The organism is Shuttleworthella sp. (genome assembly GCF_057251025.1).
On sequence record NZ_DBHIDN010000035.1, the window covers coordinates 3946 to 6976 of the forward strand.

Sequence of the window (3031 nt, forward strand, 5' to 3'; positions counted from 1 at the left end):
ACAATCCTGCCGAGGAGGCGGTCACCCTCAGAGTGTAGCAGCAGGAGGGCCAGGAGGAAGCAGCAGGAAGGCTGAGGCTCTGCGGGAGGAAGGCCTATGGAGCCACGGCAGGGAGGCTGAGGATCTGCGGAAGGAAGTGCCATGGAGCCGTAGCAGGAGGCTAAGGGGAATCGGAAGAAAGACGAAGGGAGAGAGTAGAAGGAAATTATGGCAGAGATTTTCTGTATTCTGGGCAAGTCCGCCTCAGGTAAGGACAGTATTTATAAGAAACTGCTGGAGGATCCGACGCTTGATTTGACGCCGGTCATTCCCTATACCACGCGTCCGATGCGGGAGGGGGAGAGAGAAGGCGTCGACTATCATTTCGTGGATCAGAGAGGAATGCAGGCTCTGATCGATGCCGGCAGGGTTATTGAGCGGCGCAGTTATCAGACCATGTGCGGGGAGTGGAGCTATTTCACCGCAGATGACGGCAGCATAGACTTGATCAGCCATGATTATCTTCTGATTACGACGCCGGAGGCCTATCATAAGATACGATCCTACTTTGGAGAGAAAGCGGTCAGTGATATCTATGTCTGGCTGGACGACGGGGAGCGGCTGGCCAGAGCTCTGGCCAGGGAGAGGCAACAGGAAGAACCCAGGTACGCGGAGCTCTGCCGTCGATTTCTGGCGGACCAGGAGGATTTCTCGGAGGAGAGATTGCGCCGGGCCGGGATCAGTCATCGCTTTGAAAATCTTGACCTGGAGGAGACAAAAAGGCAGATCGCCGCTTTTATTCGGGGACAGGCGGCGGGGAGTGAGAGAAGGAAGTTATGCGGTTTGCGGACATCATCGGACAGGAAGAGCTGAAAGGGCATTTACAGAATGCCCTGCAAAATCAGAAGGTCTCTCATGCCTATATCATCAGCGGAGAGGAGGGATCCGGGAAGCGGATGCTGGCGGAGGCCTTCGCTCAGACCCTGCTCTGCGAGGAGAAGGGGGCGGACGCCTGCGGACACTGCCATCACTGTCGGCAGACCATGAGTCACAATCAGCCGGATATTATCTACCTGACCCATGAGAAGCCGGCTACCATCTCCGTGGATGATATTCGCAGCCAGATCAACAGCGACATCGTCATCCGGCCCTACAACAGCGATTACAAGGTCTATATCGTCGATGAGGCGGAGAAGATGAATGAGCAGGCGCAGAATGCTCTCTTGAAGACGATCGAGGAGCCGCCTTCCTATGCGGTTATTCTCCTGCTGACGACGAATGCCCAGGCCTTTCTTCCGACCATTCGCTCCCGCTGTATCCTGCTGGAGACAAAGCCGGTGCCGGATGCTCTCGTGCGCGGGGAGCTCATGAAGCGCTACGAGATACCGGACTATCAGGCGGATATGAGTGTGGCCTTCGCCCAGGGCAATATGGGAAAGGCCATTGCTCTGGCCCAGTCCCAGGAATTTGCCGATCGCAAGGAGATGGTCCTCTCTCTGATCCGGCACATTTCCGAGATGACCTATGCGGACCGGATCGCCTGGATTCGTGAGATGGAAGAGAAGAAGGAGCCCCTGACGGATTATCTGGACCTGCTCATGGTCTTCTACCGCGATGTGCTATTATATAAAGCGACAGGACAGGCCGACAGACTGATCTTCGCCGATCAGGTCTATCAGGTCAAACGCCTGGCGGACGGGCTTTCTTACCGGCATTTGGAAGAGATCTTCGAGGGGGTCGAATCCTGCCGAAGGAAGGATGCCGCGAACGTGAATACAGACTTAATTCTGCAGCAGCTCATGGAGCGCATGCGGGGAGAACGGAGATAGAATATGGCAAGCATTACAGGTGTGCGCTTTCGAGGCACCGGTAAGATCTATTATTTTTCCCCGGGTGATCGGGATTTAAAGATCGGTGATCAGGTCTTAGTGGAGACAGCCAGAGGCAGGGAGCTGGGGGAGATTCGCATGAATCCCCGGCAAATTCCTGACGACAAGATCCGGCATCCGGTCAGAGAGATCATCCGCAAGGCGACGGAGGATGACCTGGCACGGCAGGAGCAGAACCGGGAGAAGGAGAAAGAGGCTTTTGCCATCTGCAAGAAGAAAATCCGTGAGCACGGGCTGGAAATGAAGCTGGTAGACGCGGAATACACCTTCGAAAACAGCAAGCTGCTCTTCTATTTCACGGCGGAAGAGAGAGTGGATTTCCGCAGTCTGGTTCGGGACCTGGCCTCTGTCTTTCACACCAGAATTGAGCTGCGCCAGATTGGCGTCCGCGATGAGACCCGCATTATGGGAGGGATCGGACCCTGTGGCAGAGAACTCTGCTGCAAATCCTGGCTGACGGACTTTGTTCCGGTCTCCATTAAGATGGCCAAGGAGCAGAGTCTGTCCTTAAATCCCGGCAAGATCTCCGGTCTCTGCGGCAGGCTTATGTGCTGTCTGAAAAACGAGGAGGATACCTACGAGTATCTCAATGCCAAGATGCCCCGTGTCGGCGATATTGTCACGATTCCGGACGGGCAGGAGGGCTATGTTCAGAATATCAATGTCCTCCGCCAGACCGCCAGGGTCGTCGTTGAAAATGACGATGAGAAAGACATCGCGGAGTATCCGGCGGAGGAGCTGACCTTTGTGGCGCACAGGGGGCGCAGGAAGCCGGGCAGCCGGGCTGATAGAGACAGGACCGAGGACCGGGAGAATCGAGAGCAAAGGGGAAACCGCAGTCAGGCAGGAAGAGGTTCGGCAGAAGACAGACAGGCAAAAAGAACTTTGCAGGAGAGCTCGGAGAAGCAGGAATCCGACAGCAGAGAGCGGAGGAGCTTTTCTGACCAGGACAGGCGGGAAAACCATGCCAAAGAGGGCCGGCGGAGCAGGGAGAATCGCCCCGAGAGGAGCAATCGCATGCGGGAAGGCGCCGGGACAGGCAGACGGAGAAACCAGAATCCCGATGGGGGATATTCCCGCGGTGACCGGCGCGGCGGACAGGAAAAGGCCTATCCGGACAGGGGAGGTCAGAAAAGAGAGCGGACCGGCGGAGCGGGCCCAAA

At 56.4% G+C, this 3031-nt stretch carries 2 protein-coding genes and 1 pseudogene; all 3 read left to right on the forward strand.

The window, feature by feature from the left end; all coding sequences use genetic code 11:
- The first annotated feature begins 207 nt into the window (after positions 1-207).
- Complete coding sequence (locus tag ACO5R6_RS07205) at positions 208-852, forward strand: nucleoside/nucleotide kinase family protein (protein ID WP_485626513.1); 645 nt, start codon at positions 208-210, stop codon at positions 850-852.
- Positions 816-1808, forward strand: coding sequence for a DNA polymerase III subunit delta' (gene holB / locus ACO5R6_RS07210; protein WP_044958629.1), 993 nt, complete (start codon positions 816-818; stop codon positions 1806-1808). Before ACO5R6_RS07205 ends, holB begins: the two co-directional genes overlap by 37 nt.
- 3 nt (positions 1809-1811) lie before the next feature.
- Positions 1812-2735, forward strand: a pseudogene (locus ACO5R6_RS07215) (PSP1 domain-containing protein); the annotation flags it as partial.
- Positions 2736-3031 lie beyond the last annotated feature (296 nt).

Excerpts from the sequence above, each read along its gene's own strand:
- ACO5R6_RS07205 (WP_485626513.1), top strand. The coding sequence starts at position 208 with ATGGCAGAGATTTTCTGTATTCTGGGCAAGTCCGCCTCAGGTAAGGAC.
- holB (WP_044958629.1), top strand. The coding sequence starts at position 816 with ATGCGGTTTGCGGACATCATCGGACAGGAAGAGCTGAAAGGGCATTTA.